The sequence below is a fragment of the Lysinibacillus sp. NPDC096382 genome (assembly GCF_044762845.1).
Classification (GTDB): Bacteria; Bacillota; Bacilli; order Bacillales_A; family Planococcaceae; genus Lysinibacillus.
Genome location: NZ_JBIWFC010000026.1, coordinates 37226 through 60021, shown reverse-complemented (window position 1 = coordinate 60021; position 22796 = coordinate 37226). Strand labels below are relative to the sequence as shown.

The 22796-nt window shown below is 38.9% G+C and carries 18 protein-coding genes and 3 tRNA genes; 3 read left to right on the top strand and 18 right to left on the bottom strand.

Features of this window, described 5'->3' with window-relative positions; translation table 11 throughout:
- Nucleotides 1-839: 839 nt before the first annotated feature.
- From ACIQZA_RS23650 to ACIQZA_RS23565, 18 genes are all read right to left on the bottom strand, one after another.
- Nucleotides 840-1112: a hypothetical protein gene (locus tag ACIQZA_RS23650; protein ID WP_400941369.1), complete on the bottom strand. Its 273-nt coding sequence runs from the start codon at nucleotides 1110-1112 to the stop codon at nucleotides 840-842.
- A 210-nt stretch (nucleotides 1113-1322) separates the two neighbouring features.
- Nucleotides 1323-2825 (bottom strand): lysine--tRNA ligase, encoded by a 1503-nt coding sequence (gene lysS, locus ACIQZA_RS23645; RefSeq protein ID WP_323657008.1) that lies wholly within the window; start codon nucleotides 2823-2825, stop codon nucleotides 1323-1325.
- A gap of 184 nt (nucleotides 2826-3009) precedes the next feature.
- Nucleotides 3010-4050 carry a tRNA dihydrouridine synthase DusB gene (gene dusB / locus ACIQZA_RS23640; RefSeq protein ID WP_402884213.1) on the bottom strand — a complete coding sequence of 347 codons (1041 nt, stop codon included), beginning with the start codon at nucleotides 4048-4050 and terminating at the stop codon, nucleotides 3010-3012.
- 166 nt (nucleotides 4051-4216) lie between these two features.
- Nucleotides 4217-4738 (bottom strand): 2-amino-4-hydroxy-6-hydroxymethyldihydropteridine diphosphokinase, encoded by a 522-nt coding sequence (folK, locus tag ACIQZA_RS23635; RefSeq protein WP_400941363.1) that lies wholly within the window; start codon nucleotides 4736-4738, stop codon nucleotides 4217-4219.
- Nucleotides 4738-5103: a dihydroneopterin aldolase gene (gene folB / locus ACIQZA_RS23630; protein ID WP_402884247.1), complete on the bottom strand. Its 366-nt coding sequence runs from the start codon at nucleotides 5101-5103 to the stop codon at nucleotides 4738-4740. Before folB ends, folK begins: the two co-directional genes overlap by 1 nt.
- The gene (gene folP, locus ACIQZA_RS23625) at nucleotides 5103-5957 is read right to left on the bottom strand and encodes a dihydropteroate synthase (RefSeq protein WP_402884215.1); all 855 of its coding nucleotides are present in this window, start codon (nucleotides 5955-5957) and stop codon (nucleotides 5103-5105) included. The genes folB and folP overlap by 1 nt, the downstream gene beginning before the upstream one ends.
- 13 nt (nucleotides 5958-5970) lie before the next feature.
- On the bottom strand, nucleotides 5971-6810 hold the full coding sequence (gene pabC, locus ACIQZA_RS23620; protein ID WP_400941358.1) for an aminodeoxychorismate lyase: 840 nt from the start codon (nucleotides 6808-6810) through the stop codon (nucleotides 5971-5973).
- Nucleotides 6811-7392: an aminodeoxychorismate/anthranilate synthase component II gene (gene pabA, locus ACIQZA_RS23615; protein ID WP_142510505.1), complete on the bottom strand. Its 582-nt coding sequence runs from the start codon at nucleotides 7390-7392 to the stop codon at nucleotides 6811-6813.
- Entirely contained in the window at nucleotides 7389-8798 is a 1410-nt protein-coding gene (locus ACIQZA_RS23610) for an anthranilate synthase component I family protein (RefSeq protein ID WP_402884217.1), read from the bottom strand. The genes pabA and ACIQZA_RS23610 overlap by 4 nt, the downstream gene beginning before the upstream one ends.
- A 308-nt stretch (nucleotides 8799-9106) precedes the next feature.
- Entirely contained in the window at nucleotides 9107-10036 is a 930-nt protein-coding gene (gene cysK / locus ACIQZA_RS23605; protein ID WP_402884219.1) for a cysteine synthase A, read from the bottom strand.
- Between the two features lie 464 nt (nucleotides 10037-10500).
- Nucleotides 10501-11472 carry a peptidyl-prolyl cis-trans isomerase gene (locus tag ACIQZA_RS23600; RefSeq protein WP_400941349.1) on the bottom strand — a complete coding sequence of 324 codons (972 nt, stop codon included), beginning with the start codon at nucleotides 11470-11472 and terminating at the stop codon, nucleotides 10501-10503.
- On the bottom strand, nucleotides 11456-12337 hold the full coding sequence (gene hslO, locus ACIQZA_RS23595; RefSeq protein WP_400941347.1) for an Hsp33 family molecular chaperone HslO: 882 nt from the start codon (nucleotides 12335-12337) through the stop codon (nucleotides 11456-11458). The genes ACIQZA_RS23600 and hslO overlap by 17 nt, the downstream gene beginning before the upstream one ends.
- Nucleotides 12338-12358: 21 nt before the next feature.
- Nucleotides 12359-13126, bottom strand: a complete 768-nt coding sequence (locus ACIQZA_RS23590) for a type III pantothenate kinase (RefSeq protein ID WP_142510501.1) — start codon at nucleotides 13124-13126, stop codon at nucleotides 12359-12361.
- Nucleotides 13127-13909: 783 nt separating this feature from the next.
- Nucleotides 13910-14743, bottom strand: a complete 834-nt coding sequence (locus tag ACIQZA_RS23585; RefSeq protein WP_402884220.1) for an aldo/keto reductase — start codon at nucleotides 14741-14743, stop codon at nucleotides 13910-13912.
- Between the two features lie 148 nt (nucleotides 14744-14891).
- The gene (ftsH, locus tag ACIQZA_RS23580; protein WP_402884222.1) at nucleotides 14892-16916 is read right to left on the bottom strand and encodes an ATP-dependent zinc metalloprotease FtsH; all 2025 of its coding nucleotides are present in this window, start codon (nucleotides 16914-16916) and stop codon (nucleotides 14892-14894) included.
- A gap of 476 nt (nucleotides 16917-17392) precedes the next feature.
- Nucleotides 17393-17935: a hypoxanthine phosphoribosyltransferase gene (gene hpt / locus ACIQZA_RS23575; protein ID WP_132364364.1), complete on the bottom strand. Its 543-nt coding sequence runs from the start codon at nucleotides 17933-17935 to the stop codon at nucleotides 17393-17395.
- 64 nt (nucleotides 17936-17999) lie between these two features.
- Nucleotides 18000-19406, bottom strand: coding sequence for a tRNA lysidine(34) synthetase TilS (tilS, locus tag ACIQZA_RS23570; protein ID WP_400941340.1), 1407 nt, complete (start codon nucleotides 19404-19406; stop codon nucleotides 18000-18002).
- Nucleotides 19407-19434: 28 nt separating this feature from the next.
- Nucleotides 19435-21828, bottom strand: a complete 2394-nt coding sequence (locus ACIQZA_RS23565; RefSeq protein ID WP_402884223.1) for a SpoIIE family protein phosphatase — start codon at nucleotides 21826-21828, stop codon at nucleotides 19435-19437.
- 628 nt (nucleotides 21829-22456) lie between these two features.
- On the opposite strand from ACIQZA_RS23565, the gene ACIQZA_RS23560 reads away from it, so the two are divergent.
- The 3 genes from ACIQZA_RS23560 (at nucleotide 22457) to ACIQZA_RS23550 (ending at nucleotide 22696) form a co-directional block, all read left to right on the top strand.
- A tRNA-Gly gene (locus tag ACIQZA_RS23560) sits at nucleotides 22457-22531 on the top strand.
- Nucleotides 22532-22542: 11 nt separating this feature from the next.
- Nucleotides 22543-22619 (top strand) — tRNA-Met (locus tag ACIQZA_RS23555).
- A 5-nt stretch (nucleotides 22620-22624) separates the two neighbouring features.
- Nucleotides 22625-22696, top strand: a tRNA-Glu gene (locus ACIQZA_RS23550).
- The last annotated feature ends 100 nt before the right edge of the window (nucleotides 22697-22796 follow it).

The following is a 22796-nucleotide window of genomic DNA, read 5'->3' as shown; positions in this document are numbered from 1 at the left end:
AACTCTCCATAAAAAGAAATTTGATTAGCTCAAATTGTTTTGCTGGCATCATGTTTGATGTCCAAAATTTTGTTTCGTTCACTAACTCGAGGTTAATTACTAAAAACTTTATTGATTACGTTTTGCTTGTTCAGTTTTCAAGGTTCATTTCGTTGCCATTTTATTTCAACAACTTTTATAGTATAACATTTTTTCGTTTTCGTTGTCAACTCTTTTTTTATAGAAGTTTTTAACTTCTTTTCGAAAAGTGACAACTCTTATATAATATCAATCTAGGATTTAAATGTCAACATCTTTTTGATGTTTTTTTAATCCGTTTTATTTCTTACGTCGCCTTAACGACAAGTAATAATTTATCATGATTCCAATACAATCGCAAGTGTTTTTCGCTATAAAATTATCTTTTTTTATAAAAATAGAATTAGTAAGCTATTTTACGTTTTTTCGAGCACTAATCAATTCTTATAATCTTCTAGCTATCACTTTATTTGTTTTACTATACATCTCCTTTTCATAAATCTCAACAAACTAAATAAGAAAAAATCAAAATAAAGCCTATTTAAAGAACACTTTCTCAAGCTTCCCTTGAAAAAGCATCAACGATCACACACACATTGTAACGCGTCATTGCCCTTACAAATTACTCAATCGCGAAAAAAAGGAGCCAAAGTGATTCTCCTGCACCTCGACTCCTACTTATTCACGTTTGTTACTTCTTTACCTTTATTGTTCTGCTACAAAATAACAAGGAAAAGAAATCCGAATAAGATACAATTATATGTTCCCTTTTCAAACACGGTTTATTTTTTAATCTTAAATCTGAAAATCTACTAAGTTAATTAATTATTTTGTCCATCGACTATATCTAGGCACCAAGTGAAATTATCCCACGCCGAATACCAGCCAGTGAAAATTTCAGAGGAATCATCCCAACGGACATCGAATTTCTTCTGACCGTCTACATCCACTAAATATAAAGTAAGAGTTGGATCCGACTTAGAAACCGCTAATTTCATACCATGTTCAAGCTCTTCTTCAGTTAACAGGACATCTGATACTGATCGTACTTGTGCCTGTTCAAATACTTGTTTGTTAAAGATTTTATAATTCATTATAAGCCTCCAATAAAACTTTTGATAATGTCTATTTCTATTTAATCTGCAAATTATAGAACTCTAAAAGTATACCTTATATTCATTCATCATTTAAATACTCTACTTAATTCTTTCAAATTTATTTCATCACAGAAGATGCAAAACAGGAGTCTTAGTGCTTCTTCTGCACCTCGACTCCTGCTTTTTCAAGATAACCTTTTAAAACTACTATTTAGTAGTATGGCGCATTGTTGGGAATAGTAATACGTCGCGAATTGATGGTGAATTTGTAAGAAGCATGATTAAACGGTCGATACCAATTCCTAATCCACCAGTTGGAGGCATACCGTATTCTAATGCTTCAATGAAATCATTGTCCATTTCGTGTGCTTCATCATTACCAGCTGCTTTTTCAGCTAACTGAGCTTCAAAGCGCTCACGTTGGTCAATTGGATCATTTAGTTCTGTAAAGGCATTTGCATGCTCACGACGAACGATAAATAGTTCGAAACGGTCTGTGAAACGCTCGTCCTCTGGGTTTTTCTTTGCTAGAGGTGAGATTTCTACTGGATGACCATAAACAAATGTAGGCTGAACAAGAGTCTCTTCAATCTTTTGCTCGAAGAACTCGTTAATAATATGCCCTACCTCATGTGTTTCTTTAACTTCTACTCCATGTTCTTTAGCAAGCGCTTGAGCCTGTTCCTTAGTCATTGGTTGCCAGAAGTCTACACCTGTAGCTTCTTTTACTGCATCTACCATATGAACTCGTTTCCAGCCTACAGCAAGATTAATTTCATCTTCACCGTATTGAACTGTAGTAGTACCTAAAACCTCTTGAGCTACATGAGCAATAAGGTTTTCAGTTAGAGACATAATATCTTTGTAATCTGCATAAGCTTCATACAGCTCTATCATTGTGAATTCAGGATTGTGGCGTGTTGAAATCCCTTCATTTCGGAAAACACGACCAATTTCGTATACTTTCTCTAGTCCACCAACAATTAGACGTTTCAAATGCAGTTCGATTGCAATACGCATATATAATTCCATATCAAGTGCATTATGGTGTGTAATAAACGGACGAGCCGCTGCACCACCAGCAATTGTATGAAGCATTGGTGTTTCTACTTCTAAGTATCCTGCATTATCTAAATAATTGCGAATAGCACGGATAATTTTAGAACGTGTAATGAATGTTGTTTTACTATCTTCATTCGTCATTAAATCTAAATAACGTTGACGATAACGTTGCTCAACATCTTGTAAGCCATGGAATTTTTCTGGCATAGGGCGTAGAGCTTTTGATAGGAATGTGAATTCTTCAGCTTTGACTGAAAGCTCTCCTACTTGTGTTCGGAATACATTACCTCGAATACCTACGATATCACCTAGGTCAGCTTGTTTAAATAATTCATATGCTTCTTCGCCAACATGATCCTGACGAACGTAAATTTGAATTTGGCCACCTAAGTCTTGCATATGCGCAAAGCCAGCTTTTCCTTTACCGCGTTTCGTCATAATACGACCCGCAATAATTACCTCTTGTAGGTTTTCTTCTAGCTGCTCTTTTGTTTGATCTGCAAATTGTTCACGCACTTCTGTTGATAAATGCGTACGTTCAAAACGACTACCAAATGGATCTTGACCATTTTCTCGAATAGCCGTCATTTTTTGGCGTCTCACCAAAAGCTGATCATTTAATTCTTCTATGTTTGACACTTGTTTCACTCCTTATTAAATTGTCCGCGTTGCGTTTACGTCCATAATATTTCTATTGTACACAATTTTATTGTTGTAATCATCTGTTTCGTTTTAATTTCCATAAGAGAAGAAATGATTAATAATTCTAAAAATTAATGTTAGCAGAAAAATAGACGTCTCAAAACGAACAGAGAGACGTCTATTTAGTGTATTAAAGAATTAATTCTTTTGCTTCTGGTACTATTAAATTAGATTCAAGCTCTTCATAGTCTTGTACAATTCCATTTAATAGCACACGAAGCTCTACCGCAGTTTCTGTTTGGTTAATCGCTTTACGCGCTTTACCATTACCACGAATACCTTTTAAATACCATGAAGCATGTTTACGCATTTCACGTACCGCCACACCTTCTCCTTTTAATTGCATAAGGCGTTCAAAGTGTAGCAAACACACATCAATTTTTTCGCGTACACTCGGCTCTTCTTTTAACTCGCCAGTTTCAAGGTATTGAACTGTACGATAAATCATCCATGGATTGCCTAACGCAGCGCGTCCAATCATTACTGCATCCACCCCAGTAGTATCAAGCATACGTTTTGCATCTTGAGGAGTTTCTACATCGCCATTACCAAGCACAGGGATTTTTACATTTTCCTTCACTTGACGAATGAAATCCCAATTTGCTTTTCCTTCGTACATTTGTACACGTGTACGTCCATGAACAGCTACCGCTGAAGCACCGGCACGTTCAGCAGCTTGTGCGTTCTCTACAGCAAAGATATGCTCGTCATCCCAACCAATACGCATTTTCACGCTGACAGGTTTTTTTACTGCATCTACAACAGCTGCTACCATTTCATATAATTTATTTGGATCTAAAAGTAAACGGGCGCCCGCTTCACATTTAATAATTTTATTAACTGGGCAACCCATATTAATATCGATAATATCGGCAGTTGTGTTTTCATCTACATACTTAGCCGCTTCCACTAGCGTTGCTTTATCACCACCAAAAATTTGCAATGAAAGTGGATTTTCACGCTCATCGATATAAAGCATGCCTAGTGTTTTTTCGTTCTTCTGGACAATCCCTTTATCACTAATCATTTCTGCATATACTAGCCCTGCTCCGAACTCCTTAACCGTTAAACGGAAAGCAGAGTTACAGATTCCTGCCATTGGTGCTAATACAACACGGTTGTCCATGACTATATCGCCAATCTGAAACGGCTTCTCAGTTGTCTGACTCAACGCTGTTTTCCTCCTTCTATAGGTTTTCACCTATTCCATATATATCAATTGTTAATGCTACTCAAATCAATTATGCCTCAGCATGATGGTATCCAAATTTGGCTTTTGCCTGCAGATGTTATAGGCAGCCGATACACCCATTATCTTTGACCACTGGATTAGAAACTTAATTAACGGACTGCATAATTTTCAGCTCTGCTGATGCTCGCCATAAAGTTACGCCTTCCTCTTCACAATTCATCCGTTGCATTATATCATGTGCCCTTTGCAGTTGTTGTCCAACTGGTGTAGGCGTAATTTCTATTAGTGGTACTAATACGAAAGCTCGCTCATACATTCTTGGATGCGGAACAATTAAGCTCTCTGTTTCAACATTTTCGTGATTGTAGAGTAGAATGTCAAGGTCTATAATGCGAGGACCCCATCGAAATTCACGAACACGCCCAAGTTCGCTTTCAACCCATTGGCAAATTTTCAGCATTTCGGAAGATGAGTAACTCGTTTTAATATGAACAGCAATATTTAAAAAATGTGCCTGATCCGTGTAGCCTACAGCAGCTGTTTCATAAACAGAAGAAATGTGTACAACTTCAATTTCCTCTTTGCCCTTTAAAAAGGTAACAGCATGTTGTAAGTTTTCAAATCGATCTCCCATATTTGTACCGATCGATAAATACACATCATTCATTAGTAATCACCTCGCGTTATTTCTACCGATACTTCTTTATAATAGCCATGGATTGGTGGGTCTGGTTTAATAAGCTCCACGCGAACCCCCTTAACCTTTTCTGAGTATGTCTCTAAAATACTGTCTGCTATTTTAGAGACAAGCGCTTCAATAAGCTTGAACGGCTCTCCTTCTACAATATCACGGCATAACGCATAAACCTCCGCATAGTTCACCGTATGTTTTAAGTCATCCGTCTCTCCAGCCTTTGTCATATCAACAGCAAGTGAAACATTGGCACGGAAGCGTTGGCCAAGTGTTGTTTCCGCCGCTAAAACGCCATGATAGCCGAAAAACTGCATATCCTTTAAATGAATATAGTCCATCATGCTTCCTCCTTATAAATACGCTTACCTACTAAAATATCAGCCATATGTGTAGATCGTGCCATTTCCTTTACATCATGCACACGAATCATATGGCAGCCTTTTTCAATACCGTAAACAACTGTTGCTCCTGTACCTTCTATACGTTCCTCAACAGGCAGCTTTAAGACATTACCAATCATTGACTTACGTGAAGTCGCTAGCAAAACAGGATAACCCATTGCTACTAAATCCTCTAAATGCTGCATCATTTCTATATTTTGAGCAGTTGTTTTCGCAAAGCCTATGCCTGGATCTAAAATAATATGATTATCTGGTATACCTGCATTCCGAGCAAAAGCAATACTCTTCTCTAAGTCAGCCTTTGCCGTCATCCAGAAATCAGTACCATAATTAGTGTTGTCTCGATTATGCATTAAAATAATCGGTACATTTAAATCTGCAGCAACCTGTGCGATCTCGGGTTCAGCTTGCGCTCCCCAAATATCATTAATAATATGGGCACCCGCTTCAATAGCTGCACGAGCTACGTTCGCTTTATACGTATCAACCGATATAACCGCTGGCACTTCAGCTACTAAAGCTTGAATAACTGGTACAATTCGTGCAATTTCATCTTCATCGGAAATACGTTCATAACCCGGGCGTGTTGATTCTCCGCCAACATCAATAATTTTAGCGCCATCAGCTACCATTTTTTTTGCTTGAGCAACAGCAGCTTCAACGTTATTGTACTTTCCTCCATCTGAAAATGAATCCGGTGTGACATTTAAAATACCCATCACAAAAGTTTCTGCTGTATAGTCTAACGTGATCCCGTTAATTGTTAATGGTGTTGTATATTTTTCAAGCATGTTAACTCTCCTTTTATTCTTGTTCCACTTCATTGACAAATACTTCATGTAAACGCGAATAAACAGGCCCTTTATTGCCTAATAACTGCTTGCTCTCTAATTTAAAAATTGGAACAAGCTCTTGTATAGAGTTAGTAATAAAGCACTCTGAACTTTGCTCTACATCCTCTTTAGTAAAGAAGCCTTCTTTTACCTTAATCCCTAGAGATTGTGCCCGCTCAATTACCCACGCTCGGATAATTCCAGGTAAAATACCAGCCTCTAAAGAAGGCGTATATAGTATATCATCTTTCACCCAAAAGATATTTGATGTTACACCTTCAGCAACAAAGCCATTTCCCGTTAAAAAGAAGCCCTCTTGTTGCGCCAAAGATGGCATCTCAAAACGGCCAAGAACGTTATTGCCATAATGGTGCGATTTCACTCGAAGCCCTTTTTCGGGAGTATTACGCGGTGTCACAAGCCACTGTGCGTTTTTTTCCATACCTCGAGGTGTATCATGTAATTCTTTGCGAAAGACAATAACATTTGGTTGTCTATATTCAGTAGGCTGCAATCCGATACTATGTTCTCCAGCCGAGACATTTATACGGAAATACCCATCTTGTCCATTGGCCTGTTCATTTAATTGCTGAACAACCTTTAGTAAATCCTCTTCCGTATACGGCATATGAATACGGTATTGAGAAAGCGCGGTTTGCAACCTTTCCATATGTGCTCCCCAGTAAAACACTTTGCCCTTATATGTTCGAAACGTTTCAAAAAAGCCTAACCCGTATAAAAATCCATGATCAAATGGTGAAATACGCAAATCCTGCGCCGCTACATAGTCTCCATTCATCCAGCACAGCATTTACTTCGCTCCCTCAACATACAAATCTATAAACTGGCGTAGAAGCTCTTTACCTCGCTCCGTCATAATCGATTCAGGATGGTATTGCACTCCCTCAATTGGATAGTCCTTATGACGAATGCCCATAATTTCGCCTTCTTTTGTCCATGCCGTCACTTCAAAACATGCCGGTAACGTTTCCTTTTCTACAATTAAGGAGTGGTAACGAGTAGCTGCAAATGGATTTGGCATCCCCTTATGCAAACCTATTTCAGCATGTAGCACAGGTGATGTTTTACCATGCATCAAACGTTCAGCTCGTATAACATTCCCTCCGAATACTTGAGCAATGGCTTGATGGCCAAGGCAAACGCCTAAAATCGGAATATTTCCCGCGAAATACTTAATAATGTTCAGGCTTTCACCCGCTTCATTCGGGCTACATGGCCCCGGAGAAATGACAATCATATCTGGTGCAAGCTGCTCAATATCTTTCACCGTTAATACATCGTTTCTTTTGACCACTAATTCATGTCCGAATTCCCCAAAATATTGTACAAGGTTATACGTAAAAGAATCGTAATTATCAATCATTAAAATCATTTTGCTCGCTCCTCTGCCATTGCCTTTGCCTGCCACATCGCCTTCGCTTTATTTAAGGATTCTTGGTATTCTCTTTCCGGAACAGAATCAATAACAATGCCTGCTCCTGCCTGAATATGTGCTACTCCATCTTTAATAAATGCTGTACGAATAACAATATTAAATTCCATATCACCTGTAAAACCTAGCCAGCCAATTGAACCCGTATATAACCCTCGTCTTACAGGTTCTAATTCTTCAATAATCTCCATCGTACGAATTTTAGGTGCACCTGTTATTGTGCCTCCTGGGAACATGGCACGGATAACGTCTGCATTGGTTTTCTCCTCAGCTATTTCTCCTCGTACATTGGAAACAATATGCATCACGTGTGAATAGCGTTCAATCACCATGAACTCATCTACCTCAACAGTCCCATATGTAGATACTCTCCCTAAATCATTGCGCTCTAAATCAACAAGCATTACATGTTCAGCACGTTCCTTATCGTTATCAATCAATTCCTGCGCTAACGCTAAATCCTCAGCCTCCGATTTTCCTCTTGGTCGTGTACCAGCGATTGGTCGAGTAGACAACTCATTACCGTGACGCTTCACCAAAAGCTCAGGTGAACCCGAAACAACTGCAAAATCTGGCGCTTCTATATAAGCCATGTAAGGTGAAGGATTAAATGCACGTAATGCTTCATATACATCCATTGCAGTTGCGTTTAATTTTTTGGATTGACGTACCGACAAATTCACTTGAAATACATCACCTTGCGCTATGTATGTTTGAATTTTACTTACTGCTTCCTCAAAGGCAGTCCCAGCAAATGATACTAACAATTCACTTTCGTCATTTACTATTTCGACAGCGCTTGTTTTTTCAAATTTTCGTGTAAGCAATCCTTCTTGCGCTGCCCCTTGCCACACATTAGCCCATTCTTCCAAATCTACATGACAATCAGCTAGCTTCATAAGCGTTACTTTATTTGTTTTCACATCGTGTACTGCCCAGCAATCAAAAATATAAAAATAAATATCTGGTATATGTAAATCATCCACAGCAGTATTAGGTAACACTTCAATTTTACGAGCGTAATCGTATGCTACAAACCCAATAGCCCCACCTTGAAAAACAGGAAGCTCAGAATTATATGCAATGTGATAGTTCTCTACTAATTTCTCTAACAAAGCAAGAGGTTCACCGTTTAAATTTTCAGTCTCACCATTTCTCCAATTTACAAGTAAACCATTCTCGATCGATTGTGCTGTAGCTAGTGGATTCCAAGCAGCTATTGTAAAATTCCCTCCACGTCCACTTTCTAAAAATACATGTGCTTGTTCTGCTTCTGTTTGCTTCTTATAACTATAAAAAAACGAGTCTGCATCCATCGATATTGTTTTCGTCAGTATTGTCTTCAAGTCGCTATTCCCCTTTAAGTCATATGATGTGATTCCATCTTAACTTGAATATTGCTTGGAAGCGAATATTTTCAGGTAGCCACTTAAAATTTAATTACCGAATGTTTCTACATCCGATCGGTGATGAACAAATATGCTAAAGCGCATATTTACATCCAAAAAAAGTTGGAGAACCGAAGGAACAATACGCGCTCCACCTCTTTTGCGAACGAAACACCTCCTAATCCATAATTTGAAAATAGAATTAGATTCTTTAACAAATAAAAAAGACTCCTCGTTTAAGGAGCCTTTACGTTCAAATAATTGGATTAGTCTTCAAATTGATATAAAGGTGTTGATAAATAACGTTCCCCATTAGAAGGTACGATCGCAAGAATATTTGAGCCCTTACCTAAACGTTTTGCTGCTTCAATCGCAACATGAATAGCTGCACCTGATGAAATACCGCATAAGATACCTTCTTCACGCGCTACTTTACGAGCTACCTCGAAAGCAATTTCATTTTCAACTGGGAATACAGAAGAATACACATCTGTATCTAACACTTCAGGTACGAAGCCAGCTCCGATACCTTGAATTTTATGAGGCCCTGGTTGACCGCCAGAAAGTACTGGTGAATCTTTTGGTTCAACAGCAATAATTTCAAGCTCTGGATACTTCTCTTTTAGCACAGCACCCGCACCCGTAATTGTACCACCTGTACCAACACCAGCAACAAATGCATTTAATTTTAAACCTTCAAATGCTTCTACAATTTCAGGACCTGTTGTTAAACGGTGAACAACTGCATTTGCTGGGTTCGTGAATTGTTGTGGTAAGAAGTAGCCATGCTCAGCAGCTAATTCCTCCGCCTTAGAAATCGCACCTTTCATACCTGCTGGCCCAGGTGTTAATACAAGCTCTGCACCATATGCACGTAATAAGTTACGACGCTCTAAGCTCATTGTTTCGGGCATTACTAAAATCGCTTTATAGCCCTTAGCCGCAGCAATCATCGCTAGACCAATACCCGTGTTACCAGAAGTAGGTTCAATAATTGTACCACCAGGCTTTAATGTACCGTCTTTTTCTGCCGCTTCAATCATCGCTAAAGCTAAACGGTCTTTCACTGAGCTACCTGGGTTAAAATATTCTAATTTTACATAAACAGTACCTTCGTTTTCACCTGTTGCATGATTTAATTTAACAATTGGCGTTTTACCTACTAATTCAGCTACCGAGTTTGCTAATCTACTCATTTATCAATCCACTCCTAATCCCTACTAATTTTATAGGTTTTACTTATTTTTGATTTTATCAATTTTTCCATTCGATTGTCAATAAATATAACTTATATTTTCAGAATATTTATTGCTTCACCTACGTCAAAGGTTATTGGCCAACATTGGCGAATGAAGGGAAACAAAAATCTGCTCAATACCCCGGGGTGGCCATTACTCTGTTGACGCTAACGTCTGCAGGGTTTCCCTGGCTCACTTTTCCCGCAGATATCTTGCAGATTCTTTAACTTCTTTCAGCACATATTTTTTGTAGCGAAAGCGAAGCGACAGAAGTCTCCCACCTCTATAGATGGTGAGCTGAAAGAAGTCAAAGCCTCCAGCGGATGTCACAGAATCGGAAAGGAGTTCTTTGTGCAAACACAAAGCCGATTCCGGACGCAATTATGCCGAGGCATAATTGATACTCATTTCAGAGCAATCTGTTATTTACCTTTTTTCGCTTCTCCGTAATACCAAGTCGCATTGAATTCAGACCAGAATGATTCCGGTGTAACATGTTGTGGCAATTGTTCTAACGCAAGCTCACGTTCAATATGTTCTTTCACATCGTCATATGTAAAGGATTGTCCTTCTGTTATCTCTTGAACTTGTACAATTCCGTAATGACCGTTAGCAAGCTTAAATGCTTTACTAACCTCATCCGCTTTTAAAGCCTTCACTGCTTTTAAAATGGCAGGATCGACATTTTCCTGTTTTTCTGTGAGGAAACCAATATCTCCACCTAAGCTAGCTGAAGCACTGTCTACTGAAACCTCACGTGCTAGCACCGAAAAATCAGCGGGATTTTTTATTTCACTTAATGCTTCCTCAGCAGCTTTTTTTGAATTCACTTCTATAAAATTCGTACGATAACTTGTTTTCGTATTGTACAGTGCCTGATTTTCCTCATAATATTTTTCAATACTACCTTCTTTTATAACCACATCTTTTGTCAGTACCTTATCCAATATAAGCTGTGAGCGAATTTTTTGTCGCAGTTGCTCTGATGAAAGGTTTTGCATTGCAGTATCAAATTTATCTTGAGCAGAACGCATTAAGGCTAACTCTAAATCAATCTCCTTATCCGTTACTTTTATTTTAAACTTTTCAGCTGCCTTTTCCATCACTGATTCATTCACTAAATTTTGTAGCGTCTCTTTACCATAGCGTTCTTCCATGGCAACCATCCACTTTTGACGTGTAATAATATCCCCGTCAACGGCAGCGACTTGCTCGTCGCTACCAATTTCCTGGTCTTTATTAGGAATTAGCCAAGTTATAAACCACAAAATATTTCCTAATAATAAGATTGCCATAACTGTTAATGCAGGTTTTGTCTTCAGACGACGTTGCAATAAGGGCGTTTGGTTGGGTGTTTCAGCGGATAAAGGTCGTCGATTACGCGTTGAGCTCATCGATGAATCCTTCTAACTCTTCTTTTGAGAAGTGGTATGTCTCTAAACAGAAGTGACATTGTGCTTCTGCTTCGCCATCCTCTTCAATCATTTCTCGAATCTCGTGTATCCCTAACCCTAAAATCGCTGCACCAAATCGCTCTTTTGAACATTGACATTTAAATTCTACCGGCATGGAATCTAAAATTTGCAGATGACCGTTTCCTAATACAGCTTCTAAAATTTGCTCCGGCGTAAAACCTTTTTCAATCATTTTTGAAACAGGCTCTATAGAAGCAAGATGCTGCTCAATTTCGTCGATTGTTTCTTCTTCACAGCCTGGCATTAATTGAAGGATAAACCCACCAGCCGCTAGAATTGTGTTATCAGGATTTACTAAAACCCCTAATCCAACTGATGAAGGCACTTGCTCTGATGTAGCGAAATAGTAAGTAAAGTCCTCAGCAATTTCACCCGATACAATTGGCGTTTGTCCAGAGAACATGTCTCTCAAACCAAGATCTTTTACAACTGTTAATGAACCCTCTGCCCCAACACCCGCTCGAACATCAAGCTTACCGTGCTCGTTTAAATCGAAATGAACGTGGGGATTTGTTACAAAACCACGTACTTCACCGTGCGCGTTACTGTCAATTACCATCGGACCGATTGGACCGTTCCCCTCAATCTTTACAGTGATTTTTTCCTCACCTTTTAACATGGCACCCATCATCACCGCAGCAGTCATAGAACGACCAAGGGCTGCCGACACAACAGGCCATGTATTATGACGACGTTGTGCTTCTCCTACAGTTGTTGTCGTACAAGCTGCAAAAACACGAACCTGTCCGTTGAACCCTAAACCTCGTACTAAATAGTCTTTCATAAATGAAATGTCCCTCATTTCTTATTGATTGCGTTTATATAGCTTATATAAGCCTTTTAATGTTAAAAACGGATCGACTACATCAATAGCTTGCGTCTCACCAGCAATTAAATTTGCTAATCCTCCAGTAGCAATTACTAAAGGCTCTTCCTTACTTTGTGCTTTCATGCGATTAACAATTCCCTCAACTTGCCCAACGAAGCCATAAAATATCCCGGCCTGCATCGCAGATACGGTTGTCTTTCCAACAATATGTGTAGAGCGCAATATTTCAATACGCGGCAATCTAGCTGCCTGTGTATAAAGCGCCTCCGTTGAAATCGAAATACCTGGAGCGATAGCACCGCCCATATAATCGCCCTTTTCGTTTAAGTAACAATATGTTGTAGCAGTTCCAAAATCAACAATAATCAGTGGTGCTTTATAAACATCAAGAGCTGCAATAGCGTTCACTATGCGGTCTGAGCCAACTTCACGCGGGTTTTCATATTTAATATTCAGTCCTGTTTTCACACCTGGTCCTACAACGAGCGGTTTTTTACGAAAATACTTCTGACACATCGTTTCTAACGAAAACATTATTGGTGGTACAACAGAGGATATAATAATGCCTGTAACCTGTTCAAATGAAATGCCTGCATGATTAAAGAAAGATAATACTTGCATTGCGTATTCATCTTCTGTTTTATGAAGGTCAGTCACCATACGCCAATGGAAGGCCAATTGATCGTTGTCATCATAGACACCTAATACGATATTCGAATTTCCTGCATCTAAAACTAAAATCATGGTTGATGCCTCCTATTTATTGCCCTTCATCGTAATTGTACCTGTCACTATGCGATTGATACAACTAAAACAATGCATATTCATGCACAAAAAATCAAATTAATTATGCCTCGGCATAATTGCGTCCGGAATCAGAAAGAAGTTAAAACACTTTAGAAAATGATACCACACTTTTATTTCTATGAAATAACATTCATCTCACTCCAAAAAGGAGCCACCCTCATATTAGATAGCTCTTTCAAATTAAATCTCATATTAAAACGTGAAGTTGATTTCCGTTCCAGGCTACTCGCTTTCCTGTGGGCGAGCGTCGAGCCGCTTCCTCCGCTTGCGCTCCGTGCAGGGTCTCGCCTGTCTCGCTTTCCCACGGGAGTCGAGTAGCCTTCCACTCCAATCAGCGATAGTGTAAATTTTTATAAATCTTATTCATTTCAAAAGTGTATAATATTGCGACTTATAACAGAGAAGAAATTGTTCAACTGTTATTGCTAACGCTTCGCTTTACGCACAGATAAACAATATTGCTGAAGTTTCGTTTTATAACTATAAATTAGGCCATGCCAGAAAATACATCTTTGTGAATTGGTTGATTGAAGTGGAGACTAGGCGACTCCTTGGGGGGCAGATCACATCGCGAGTGAAGCGGCTCATCGGACGCACCCCGCTCTGCGCGAAAGCGAAGCGTCAGCTACAAAGCGCCCAGCCGGAACGGAAATCAACCCCTCGTTTTGCCGAAGAACCGTACTAAAGGAGCCACCCTCAAATTAGGTAGCTCCTTTCAAATTATTTAAAATTAAATTTTTCTGGGTCTGGTCCGCAACGTAAGCCATCATTTAGTGCATCTAACTGAGCCATTTCTTCCTCTGTTAACGCAAAGTCAAAGACCGTTAGATTTTCAGTCATTCGTGTAGGAGTCATTGTTTTTGGAATTGTGACTACACCATGCTGCACATCATAGCGTAAAACGATTTGTGCAGGTGTTTTGCCATATTTAGAAGCTAGCTGCTGAATCAATGATTCTTCCAATAAAGAACCATTCATTAGTGGCGACCACGCTTCTACTTGTATTCCTTTTTCCTTACAATATGCACGAACTTCCTCTTGAGTTAAGTGAGGATGGAATTCAATTTGATTAATAACGGGAACAACTGATGTTTCCTTTAATAAATTTTCTAAATGTTGAACATGGAAGTTACTAACGCCAATTGAGCGTACACGTCCATCCTGATAGATTTTTTCAAGCGCTTTATAAACATTAATATAATTTGTATCTATTCCCGGCCAGTGAACTAAATATAAATCTAAATAATCTAGTCCTAATTTCTCTAAACTACTATCATAAGCTGCAAGTGTTTCTTCATAGGAGAGTCCATCATTCCATACCTTTGATGTTACGAATAGTTCTTCACGTGTTACTAAGCCCTCATCAATCGCTGCGCGAATTCCTCGCCCAACACTTTCTTCATTGCGATATACTTGAGCTGTATCAATGCTACGGTAACCTTTTGCAATAGCTGTTTTTACTGCCTCAGCCAAGTCATCCCCTTCAGGTACTCGAAAAACGCCATAGCCGATTAACGGCATCTCTAAACCATTATTCAATGTTACATTTCCCACGTTACAACACTCCTATCTATTTTGGTCCTAAAAAAATTTAAGAATCTATATACGCAGTTGCGTAATATAGATTCCATCGTAATACCTATTACCGAGAAAAGGCAAAGAAAAAGACTGCTTACTAAAATCGTAAACAGTCTTTCTCATATTAATCACGCTTTTCATCGATACCTTTTGGTGTATCATTCGATTCTCTACCTTCTTTAGGTAAATCAGCTGTTGTTGGATCTGGCTCATTGCTAAGCAATTCTTTTTTAATTGCCTGTTCACCAACTACATCTAATATTGGTTGAACTTCAGCTTTAGAAGCTTTTTCCACAACCGTTTCTACCTCTGGTTCAGGTAAGACACCGTGATCTCGTAAATGCTCGATTTCTTGCGCATTCAATGTTTCTTTTTGCATTAATGTGTTAGCAATTAAATCAAGTAAATGACGTTTTTCAGTTAGGATTCGTTTAGTACGCTCATATTGCGAATCGATAATTTTTTGCATTTCCTTATCAATTTCATAAGCGATTGAATCAGAGTAGTTTTGATCTGAATTAAAGTCACGACCAAGGAATACATTCCCACCCTGACTTGAACCAAACTGCATTGCTCCAAGATTTTCACTCATACCATATTCAGTGACCATAGCACGCGCAATACTTGTTACCTTTTGGAAGTCATTATGTGCCCCAGTAGATACTTCGCCAAGTACGATTTCCTCTGCAACACGACCACCCAGTAGGCCTGCAATACGGTCTAATAGTTCTTGTTTTGTTGTGAAGAAACGTTCTTCCTTCGGTAACATAATCGCGTAACCTCCAGCTTGGCCACGAGGGACGATTGTTACTTTGTGTACTGTATCCGCTTCATCTAGCTCTAAACCAACAACTACGTGGCCGGCTTCATGGAAGGATACAAGTTTCTTCTCTTTCGCTGAGTAAACGCGGCTAGCTTTTGCTGGACCTGCAATTACTCGGTCAGATGCCTCATCGATATCTGCCATATTAATTGTACGTTTACTTTTACGAGCCGCCACAAGTGCAGCTTCATTTAACAAGTTCTCTAAGTCAGCACCTGAGAAACCTGGTGTACGTTGTGCAACAGCTGCTAAATCTACTGTATCAGCTAAAGGCTTGTTGCGCGCATGTACTTTTAGAATTGCTTCACGACCTTTTACATCAGGGTGTCCTACTGTAATTTGACGGTCAAATCGACCAGGACGTAATAACGCTTTATCTAAAATATCTGGGCGGTTTGTTGCAGCGATAATAATAATACCTTCGTTTGCTCCGAAACCATCCATTTCAACAAGCAATTGGTTCAGTGTTTGTTCGCGCTCGTCATGACCACCACCAAGACCTGCGCCACGTTGACGACCTACTGCATCAATCTCATCGATAAAGATGATACAAGGTGCATTTTTCTTTGCATTTTCGAATAAGTCACGAACACGTGATGCACCGACACCGACAAACATTTCTACGAAGTCAGAACCTGAAATCGAGAAGAATGGTACGCCTGCCTCACCTGCTACCGCTCGTGCAAGTAATGTTTTACCCGTACCAGGAGGACCTACAAGCAAGATACCCTTTGGAATTCGGGCACCGATTTCAGTAAATTTACGGTGATCCTTTAAGAAGTCAACAACCTCTACAAGCTCTGCTTTCTCTTCATCAGCACCCGCTACATCTGTAAAACGAACTTTTTTCTTCTGATCGTCATAAAGTTTGGCTTTACTTTTACCAAAGCTCATCACTTTATTACCGCCACCTTGAGATTGACTCATTAGGAAGAAGAATAAGAAAATGATAATGATGAAAGGGATAATCCCTGTAAAGAACTGAATCCATCCACTTGTTTCTGGCGCTGTTAAATATTTAATATTACTATTCTTATCCTTAGCAGCCTCATCGATGCGGTTCAATAAAGATTGGTTATCACGAGGGATATTCGCTGTAAAGCTTTGACCCTTCTCATACCCCTTCATCGTACCCTCAACGATGTATACTGATTTATCAGGTTGAATTGTAGCACTTGTTATTTCTTTCTTATCTAGAGCATCTTGAAACTCAGAATAAGTTAACTCTTTCGTTGGCGCCTTTCCACCATTGAAAGTACCAAATATACCGATAATCACTAAGAAAATCAGTAAATAGAATATGGTATATCGAAATATTCGATTCATCTCCAGCCTCCTCATTACAAACAGAAAAATTATAAGTAAAATCTTAACATATCATGATTTCATCATACAACGAAAAGCCCTACATAAAAAAAGTTTCGTCCCATTTTTGTCGAAATCGAAAAATATTTATGCATTTATCAAGTATGTTCCAGCGTAGTTGTATCTAACAATGTACCTAAATCTTTGAATTATGATCAATTATGCCTCATGCCACAGGACGTGACGTTCTTAGACTAAGTTCCTCTATTTCAGCGGATATTTGGAAACCCGCTGAAAAGTGACTTAAAACCGCATTCATCTCATCACCCATAGAGGCGGGAGACTTCTGTACCTGTCGCTGCGCTTTCGGTACAGAAAACATTTGTAGCTGACACTTTGCTTTCTTTGTTGAATGAAGTTAAAAAATAAAAATCTATGACCTTCACTGGAGGCTCTTACTTTTCATAGCTGGTGTTCTTTCGTTACTTTCTTACTTGTTAGAAAGAATAAACTGCCGGCTTTAAAATGCCGATATACGGTAAATTACGGTATTTTTCTGCGTAGTCTAAACCATACCCTACAACAAAGCCATCTGGCACTTCAAAACCAACATAATCAGCACCTAAGTCTACTTTACGACCTGATGGTTTATCTAACAATGTAACAATTTTAATGGATTTTGCTTTGCGGTATTTAAATAAGTCTACTAAATAGCTTAACGTTAAGCCGCTATCAATAATATCCTCGATGATTAATACATCCCGTCCCTCAACGCTTGTATTTAAATCTTTTAGAATTTTAACTTCCCCTGATGAAACTGTAGCATTGCCATAGCTAGAAACATCCATAAAATCTAGCTCAATGAAAGAATCGAAACGTTTCATCAAGTCTGTCATAAAAGGCATTGCCCCTTTTAAAACACCAACAGCTAACGGGAATGAATCTTTGTATTCCTCTGTCAATTGTGCCCCTAACTCAGCGATTCTTTCTTGTAATTGTTCTTCTGTAATCATAACTTTTTCGATGTCATTTTGTAACATAGCGATTCCTCCTCGTGTGTATAAAAAAATATTCAACCATTAGCGGTGAAATTTTACAAAGACCTTAGTCTACGATGAGCACTGTATCATCGTTTGGTTGCGGAAAGGTTGAAAAAAACATTCCCATACGCACACCAATTACCGCTACGACCTCATCAGATTGAGAAATCAGTAACGGCCAGCTATTTCGCTCATTTAAAGGAATCTTTTCATCTATAAAAAGGCGAGATAAGCGTTTAGGCTGACCCATTCCTTTTAACAGTATTCTGTCCCCTTCCTTACGCGCCCTAACATAGAGTGGAAGTTTGAGTTTGCTAGCGTTAAAATAAAAAAGTTGTGCAGTATCCGTCAGCATTTCAGACGATAAATCAGGCAACTCGACTACGCATAAACGTTCACCATTCGTCAGTGTTGTCCACCCATTAGCAGTCGAAATAATCTTTTTCTCAGGAGAAGCGTGACCTTCTAATGGCTCTTTCTTCTGAATCGTTAATTTTCCGTAACGGCGAACTGCTATAAAATCTTCTGGCAAGTGAACTTCAGCATACCCTGCTGTCGTATCACAAAGCTTTGAAATTGAAGTCAATAAAGCATAACTTTGTATCGTATTTGAATCTTTGTAAAGATAGTTTAATAGTATTAAAATGAGCCTCCTTTGTAAAGCAAGTGGTACCAATTGAAGAGCCTTAATTTCCATGCTATATGTATTTCCGTCTTTTCTTTTTACTATTCTAGAAAATACATCCTCCGCTAATGTCATTAAATAGGCATCGTCTTCTTGCAATTGTTTTGTAAAATGGGTTACCTGCTCTGTTACTCTTGGGTTTTCTGCCTCCAACAAAGGCACCACATGATGTCTAAAACGATTGCGTACATAGGTATCCTTAGCATTGCTAGCGTCTTCCCGATAATCTAAACCTTGCTTAAGTAAATATTCCCTTATTTCTAACTTTGTAACCGTTAAAAACGGACGAATTAATGTTTTTCCTTCAAAAATACGTTGTGAACGTATACCTTGCATACCATTTATCGTTGCATTTTTTGTCAGGGCCATTAATACTGACTCCAGTTGGTCGTCCGCATGATGTGCAGTTACAAGCTTGCTAGCATTTGTTTTTTCAATGACCTCTTTAAAATATCGATACCGCTCTCTACGACAAATAAGCTGTGTATTCCCATTTTCTGAAGCCATAATCTCTGGTATTGGAATTGCCTTTGCATATAAGTATACACCATACTCATCACAATATTTTTGGACAAAAGCTCTGTCCTCAGCAGACGCTTCACCTCTTAGCATATGATCAACATGTATGGCTCCTATCGTAATTCCCCACTGCTCTTTTGTTTTGACAAAATAATGGAGCAAAGCCATTGAATCCACTCCACCCGAAACGGCGATGAGAAGATGGTCGTCTTGCTGCAATAATTGCTCTTCTTCGATAAATTTTTTGACCTTTAATTCAAGTGACAAACGCTTCTCCTCCCCTTTTCGTTCTCTTTTATGATGAATTGCTCATAGAGTGTTGAACTGGCTTAAATACAGCCCACGTAGGTACAACATGTGTAACCTCTAGCATTAATACAGTGCAATCGTCTTCAATAGCATAGTAAGCTTGGAAAGATTGCATAATCGTTGTTAGTTTTTCTTGGATGGTTTTAGTAGTTCCAGCTACTTGCTGTGCATTCGCTAAAAATATCTCTTCCTGCTCGTCCCAATCATCAACACTTGAAAATAATCCATCAGAATGCATTAAAATTACATCGCCAGCTTTAAGCTTTCTTTTTTCAGCCTCGACTGCTGAAATGGATAAAAAACCTACAGGCGCTGCATTACTTTCAACCTTCAGCACCTCTTTTCCACGTAAAATATACGTAGACATACCCCCAGCCTTCCACGACCATAAATCTCCGTGTTGTAAATCGACAAGTGCAAAATCAAGCGTTGCATACATATCATCTTGTTGCTTCAAGGACATGACATAATGCAACGTATGCATCGCAGTCTCTGGGTTCATATTGTAATTTAAACATTCTCGCATTAAGTGTATTAACTTTCTACTCTCATGCTGTGCTTCTTTACTCTGACCCATACCATCTGACAATAAAATTGCAAATAGTCCTGGATGTAATTGAAATAATGCATGGGAATCACCGGAATATAACGTCGCATCTTTAGACATGCTATATATATCATACTCTACTTCAAAGCTAATAGCTGATCTAAAGCTTACTTGAATGTGACGAAATGGTATATCGCTTGCTACTACTTTTTCAATTTCAAATGGTTCTTCAAAAATATCATATAAAATCGGCAATATCATCCGCTCAGCTACTGTTGTGTCTTCCTCCCAATTGACTCGTGCTGGTGCTAAAGCACAGACAATTTTTCGTGCTCCAGGCTTATTACTAAGCACATCTAGTTGAAAACATTCAATATGAGCATCTTTTAATCGTTGAGTAATGTCCTTCTCCACACTAACGAATGAAATAGTCTCTTCTTGCATCTCCGCTATTAACTGATTTAGATGATTACTCATATCACGTAGCTGAAGCGCTATCATTTTCTTACCATGAAAATACTGACCATTAATGCGCTCTCTGTACAGCTCCGTTTCCAATTCCTCGAAAATTTTCGTTGATTTCACACATTTATAGCGTATTTGTTCTTCGACACGATGAATACCAGAATCCTTGCCTACACCTTTCATATGAAACCAGTCTGTCACGAGCTTGTCCATTCCATTATTTTGCGCTCCCCAACAGCGATCATAGCGAAAACAACTTAAGCATGTATTCATCGGCGACACTTCCTTCGCCTCTTCTATAGGGGTTGTCATAAAACGCTCAAACACAAGCTCCTTCATAAACTGTACAAAATGTTGAAAATGCTCCAATTTAAACGTAACATGCTCCGTTAACCAATTTTGACGAGCGAGTAAGATCTCCTCACGCTGTGGAAACAGCTTGTCCCGCACCTTTTCAGAATATTTACTAGGGATAGTTATAAAAACGATACTCCCAACAACAATCGATGTAAAATAAACGCTATCTAACGGCAATGTTGCATCGTAAAATAAAAAAAACACACTTGGCAAAATGCTGCCAATTGCTACACCGAATCGTCCAACACGAGCCCCCATCCCGGCACACAATCCTGTTAAGGTGGCTACAGACAGCATACCCGTAAATGAAAGTTTTGCAACCCCAATGAGAGTCCCGAGCACGGCTCCGATAACCGTCGCTAATGGTACACTTCCTACTAACGCACCGAAGCAAATGAATAGTTGTAATAAAAAAGTGGGAAGTGAAAAATAGCTAATGACAATCGCTTGCATCCCTGTAAGCATAGCAGCAAATACAACTAATCCAGAGCCTAGCTTCTCATAAGTCCAATGACTCGTAAACCATTCATGAGAATTGACAAACAACACTTGCATGAACAGCGTCATAATAAGAGCTAAAGCCGCTTCACAGCCTACATAAAATTGTACAAGCATCGGAGGTAAACCTTGATACATAGCTCCCTGCCACAATATCTGCACGAGTAGTACCGCTAAAGATACTGCTATACTTTGTGGTAGCTGCCAATAACGGAAGCGCATAATACATTCATACAAGACGATCTGCAATGCTAAAATGAAGACTTGTCCAAAACCGAGGAAAAAACACCCTATTAAACCACCGAACAAAACATATTTGGCATATTCTTTATATTTCGTTCGAATAATTGCCCAAAAAGGGACTGAGAAAGGTACGGCCGCTTCAAATACCACAGACTGAGCTAAAAAGAAGGATGTTAAAAAAAATAAAGAGCCTATTAACAATTGCCTTTTTCTCACTCCTAATTTCTGTTCGTCTACATTTGCCGTGTTATACCATTCAATACTCGTCATTTCACTATCCCCTTTCTGCACGTTTGGAACTATTATAAAAAATTATGTATGGAAAGATTGTCTGACGGTGACAGAAAAAAATATAAACATTTCGACGAATACATATGCATAAATACGAGAAATGGCAACAATATCTACGAAAACGAGAAGCTGCACATCATTATAAACATCGCTTTCTATATAATTTGTTTAAAAATTACGAAAATTACATAACCCAGTCCCACCTTCGCTACATAAAAACATTGCAAATTTTTTACATGAGAGGTCTAGTGCATGTTGGGCCCTTCTTTTTCATTGATCGATGCTCCCAATTTCGTCAAAATACTATAGACAACAATTACACCGATATTCTACTTAAGAACAAAAAGTTTGATAAACAAGGCTCACTACCAAAAGTAGTAGATGACATTTGTTAAACTTATTCTATTTATCTTCATTCAGTAGAAGACTACTTCTGTAACTGACGCTTCGCTTTCGCTACCAAAACATTTGTAACTGCCGTTTCACTTTCGTATAAAATAGGTTAAATAATTTATAAAACCATATATTTTTATTAATTTTTCTATAAAAAACTCTTGACGTTAGTTACAAAGGCATGTATTATATAACTTGTTGCTTAAGACAAAATGCGGAAGTAGTTCAGTGGTAGAACACCACCTTGCCAAGGTGGGGGTCGCGAGTTCGAACCTCGTCTTCCGCTCCATAATATTTAATGGCGGCCTAGCTCAGCTGGCTAGAGCGTACGGTTCATACCCGTAAGGTCGGGGGTTCGATCCCCTCGGCCGCCACCATAGTAGGCCCCTTGGTCAAGTGGTTAAGACACCGCCCTTTCACGGCGGTAACACGGGTTCGAATCCCGTAGGGGTCATCTCAAATAGGCGTCTCAGAACGATTTCTGAGGCGCCTATTTTTTTTGCACATTTAGTTGGATACTAGAAACATCGAATTTATTTATTCTTTTTACTACC

Coding starts and splice junctions, on each gene's coding strand:
- ftsH (WP_402884222.1), bottom strand. CDS start 16,916: ATGAATCGAATATTTCGATATACCATATTCTATTTACTGATTTTCTTA.
- folP (WP_402884215.1), bottom strand. CDS start 5,957: ATGCTTGAAAAATATACAACACCATTAACAATTAACGGGATCACGTTA.
- folK (WP_400941363.1), bottom strand. CDS start 4,738: ATGAATGATGTGTATTTATCGATCGGTACAAATATGGGAGATCGATTT.
- cysK (WP_402884219.1), bottom strand. CDS start 10,036: ATGAGTAGATTAGCAAACTCGGTAGCTGAATTAGTAGGTAAAACGCCA.
- ACIQZA_RS23650 (WP_400941369.1), bottom strand. CDS start 1,112: ATGAATTATAAAATCTTTAACAAACAAGTATTTGAACAGGCACAAGTA.
- hpt (WP_132364364.1), bottom strand. CDS start 17,935: ATGTTACAAAATGACATCGAAAAAGTTATGATTACAGAAGAACAATTA.
- ACIQZA_RS23565 (WP_402884223.1), bottom strand. CDS start 21,828: ATGACGAGTATTGAATGGTATAACACGGCAAATGTAGACGAACAGAAA.
- pabC (WP_400941358.1), bottom strand. CDS start 6,810: ATGCTGTGCTGGATGAATGGAGACTATGTAGCGGCGCAGGATTTGCGT.
- pabA (WP_142510505.1), bottom strand. CDS start 7,392: ATGATTTTAATGATTGATAATTACGATTCTTTTACGTATAACCTTGTA.
- hslO (WP_400941347.1), bottom strand. CDS start 12,337: ATGAAAGACTATTTAGTACGAGGTTTAGGGTTCAACGGACAGGTTCGT.
- ACIQZA_RS23600 (WP_400941349.1), bottom strand. CDS start 11,472: ATGAGCTCAACGCGTAATCGACGACCTTTATCCGCTGAAACACCCAAC.
- ACIQZA_RS23590 (WP_142510501.1), bottom strand. CDS start 13,126: ATGATTTTAGTTTTAGATGCAGGAAATTCGAATATCGTATTAGGTGTC.
- folB (WP_402884247.1), bottom strand. CDS start 5,103: ATGGACTATATTCATTTAAAGGATATGCAGTTTTTCGGCTATCATGGC.